Annotated in this window: 1 protein-coding gene; it reads left to right on the forward strand. The window is 71.4% G+C overall.

Annotation, left to right across the window (positions count from 1 at the left end; all coding sequences use genetic code 11):
* Window positions 1–3735: DUF6531 domain-containing protein (locus ACFVZW_RS29755; RefSeq protein WP_384527607.1), on the forward strand; the 3735-nt coding region annotated here is incomplete at its 5' end.
* Window positions 3736–4032 lie beyond the last annotated feature (297 nt).

Consider the following 4032-nt stretch of genomic DNA (forward strand, 5'->3'; position numbering starts at 1 on the left):
GGCGACCACGTCGGCGAGACCCTGCCCAGGGCCGTCAAACAGATATCCAAGGACCACAAGAACAACGACGACGACACCCGCGACCGCCTCGCCCGGGAGAGGAAGAAGGACGAGGACCGCGGCAAGGACCGGAAGAACACGGTCAACGACGGACCGAACAGCAAGCACCCCGGCTCCGACCGGACCCGGCCCGAACCGCTGCGGGGCGCGCGCGACGAGCCGCGCCGCAACGCCATCTCGCTCGACAAGACGGTGTGCGAGAACGACCCGGTCGACGTCGTGACCGGCGAGATGACCCTGCCGCAGACGGACCTGGCGCTGCCCGGCGTCCTGCCGCTGGTGCTGCGCCGCACCCATCTGTCGGAGTACCGCCACGGCCAGTGGTTCGGCCGTAGTTGGGCCTCCAGCCTGGACGAGCGGCTCGAACTCGACCCGTTCGGCACGGGCGCGGTCTGGGCCCGTGAGGACGGCTCCCTGCTCGTCTATCCGGAGCTGCCGCGGCCCGGCGGTGAGCCCGTGCTGCCCGTGGAGGGTGATCGGCTGCCCCTCGTCCACGGTGGGCAGCACGAGGACGAGACCACGTACACGGTCAGCGACCCGCACACCGGCCTGACCCGTACCTTCACCGGCAGCCCCTACCGCGCGTCGATCGGGTACTGGCTCGCCGAGATCCGCGACCGCAACGACAACCGCGTCGTCTTCTCCCGCCGCCCCGACGGCTCCCCCACCGCCGTCACCCACAGCGGCGGATACACCGTCCAGGTCAGCAGCGAGGCGCAGCGCGTCACCGGCCTGGCGCTGCGCGGCCACGACGGCCCGGTCACGCTCCTGACGTACGGCTACGACGAGCGCGGCAACCTCGACGCGGTCGTCAACTCCTCCGGCCTGGCGCTGAGGTTCGGCTACGACGAGGACGACCGGATCACGTCCTGGACCGACCGCAACGACTCCACGTTCCGTTACGCGTACGACGACGCGGGCCGCGTCGTCCGCACCATCGGCCCGGACGGCTTCCTCTCCTCGACCTTCGCGTACGACCCGGAGAACCGGGTGACGCGCTACACCGACTCCACCGGCGCCACCACGGTCCACCGCTTCAACGAGCACCTCCAGGTCGTCGTGACGACCGACCCGCTCGGCAACAGCGTCCACCAGAGCTGGGACCGCCACGACAACCTGCTCAGCCGCACGGACGCACTGGGCCACACCACCCGTCTCGACTGGGACGAGCGCGGGAACCTGACCGCCGTGCGCAACCCCGACGGGACCGCGCTCTCCTGCGTCTACAACGACCTCGACCTGCCGCTGACCACCGTGCTTCCCGACGGTGTGGAGCTGCGCCAGGAGTACGACGCGCGGGGCAACCGCGTCCGGTCGACCGATGAGAACGGCGCCACGACCACCTTCGTGTACGACGGTTCGGGCGCGCCCGTGTCGGTGACGGACGCCCTGGGCCACACGGCGGCCATCGACCGCGATCCGCACGGTCTGCCCCTGGCGGTCACCGACCCCCTGGGCGCCGTCACGCGCTACCGGCGCGACGCCTTCGGGCGGACCGTCGCCGTCGACGGGCCGCTCGGGCACACGGTCTCCTTCGAGTGGACCACCGAAGGACTGCTCGCCCGCCGGGTCGAGGCCGACGGGTCCGAGCAGAGCTGGACGTACGACGGGGAGGGCAACTGCCTGACCCACACCGACGCGCTGGGCGGCGTCGCGCGGTTCACGTACACGCACTTCGACCTCATGCGCTCCCGCACCGCCCCGGACGGGGTGCGCCACGAGTTCGTGCACGACACCGAGCGGCGTCTCACCCAGGTGATCAACCCCCAGGGGCTGACCTGGAACTACTCCTACGACGCGGCGGGCCGGCTGGTCGGCGAGTCCGACTTCGACGGTCGCTCGGTCGGTTACGCGCACGACGCGGTGGGCCGGACGACCAGCCGTACCAACGCGCTGGGCCAGCAGGTCCGTTACGAGCACGACGCCCTCGGGCGGATGGTGCGCAAGGACGCCGACGGGCAGATCACGGCCTTCGACTACGACGTGTGCGGGCGGCTCCTCGCGGCCACCGCCCCCGGCGTCACCCTGTCGATGACCCGGGACGAGTGGGGCCGGACGACCGCGGAGTCCGTCAACGGGCGGACGCTGACGCACGCGTACGACGCCCTGGGCCGTCGCACGGCCCGCACCACACCCGTCGGGGCGACGAGCCACTGGGCCTTCGACGCTGCGGGCAACCGCACCCGGCTGACCACGGCGGGGCGCACGATCGACTTCGGCTACGACGCGGCCGGGCACGAGACCACCCGGGACTTCGGCGGTGTGTTCACCCTCGCGCACGCCTACGACGAGCTGGGCCGTCTGACGACCCAGTCGGTACGGAACGCGGCCGGCCGCAGGCTCCACCACCGCGACTACGGCTACCGCGCCGACCACACCCTCGTCTCCACGGACGACCAGCACACCGGCCGGCGGACCTTCGACCTGGATGCCGTCGGCCGGGTGACGGCGGTCCACGCGGAGGGCTGGAGCGAGCGGTACGCCTACGACGAGGCGGGCAACCAGACCGAGGCCGACTGGCCCCGTTCCCACCCCGGTCACGAGGCGACGGGCACGCGTTCCTACACCGGCACCCGTGTCGAGCACGCCGGCCGGGTGCGCTACGAGCACGACGGCCAGGGCCGGGTCACCCTGCGCCGCAAGGCGCACCTCTCCGGCAAGGTGGAGACCTGGCGCTACGACTGGGACGCCGAGGACCGGCTCGTCGGGGTCGTCACCCCGGACGGGACGCGCTGGCGCTACCTCTACGACCCGTTCGGCCGGCGGGTCGCCAAGCAGCGGCTGGACGACGCGGGCGAGGTCGTCGAGCGCACCGACTTCACCTGGGACGGCCTGCTCCTGTGCGAGCAGGTGACCACCTCCGCGGAGCTGCCCCGCCCGGTCGCCCTCACCTGGGACCACCAGGGAACGCGTCCCGTCGCCCAGACCGAGCACCTCGCCGGTCAGGACGAGGTCGACCGCCGCTTCTTCGCGATCGTCACCGATCTCGTGGGCACACCGAGGGAGCTGCTCGACGAGCACGGCGAAACGGCCTGGCGCACCCGCACCACCCTGTGGGGCACGACGACATGGGCGGCGGACAGCGTCGCCTACACCCCGCTGCGTTTCCCGGGCCAGTACTTCGACCCGGAGACGGGCCTCAACTACAACCACTTCCGGCACTACGACCCCGAGGTGGCGCGCTACCTCACCTCCGACCCGCTGGGTCTGGCACCGGCCGCGAACCCGTTCACGTACGTCCACAACCCGCACACCTGGACGGACCACCTCGGCCTGGCACCGGAGTGCCCGACCTTCCCGATCTACCGGACGCCGAAGCACAAGGACAAGGAATACGAGAAGGAGCACGGCCCGAACCCCGCGAACCACCAGAAGGGCGTGGATCTGGGCGGCGGTGTCATCTCCGACGGAGCCATCTACTTCGGCGAGCGGGACGTGGCCGCCGAGTACTGGAGCCCGAACGGCGGCATCAACTTCGCGAATGGCATGGTGCGGTACGACATGCACCCGGACTTCCTGGAGGAGTTCACCGGCTCCGAGTACATGAAGGTGTACGACACGAAGGGGAAGGACGGAGCACCACGGATCGAGTGGGTGATTCCGGTGGACAAGCTGGACCGGTTCAACGAACTGGTCATGAAGAAGACATGGATTCCGTACGGCGGCAAGGGGTGACGCAATGGTCAAGGACCACGAGGAGTTCGACGTGGTGATTCTCGGGGTGGCGACGGTGGGCTCGCGGGTGGGGATCGAGGGCACCGATGGCGAAGAGGGCTTCATCGACCAGGCCAAGCACCCCTCGTGGTGGTCGGAGGAGGCGCCGCCCCCGGCGGCGGGCGACCGGCTCCACGTGGTGGGGGGGGGCGGCCGCCGGCCCCCCCCCCCCCGGGGGGGGCGGGGGGGCGACAACGAGATATCGCGGCGGGGCGCGCGCGCCCGGCGGGGGGCGGCGCGGGGAGACCCCCGCCCCCC

The sequence above is a fragment of the Streptomyces sp. NPDC059567 genome, assembly GCF_042735655.1.
Classification (GTDB): domain Bacteria; phylum Actinomycetota; class Actinomycetes; order Streptomycetales; family Streptomycetaceae; genus Streptomyces.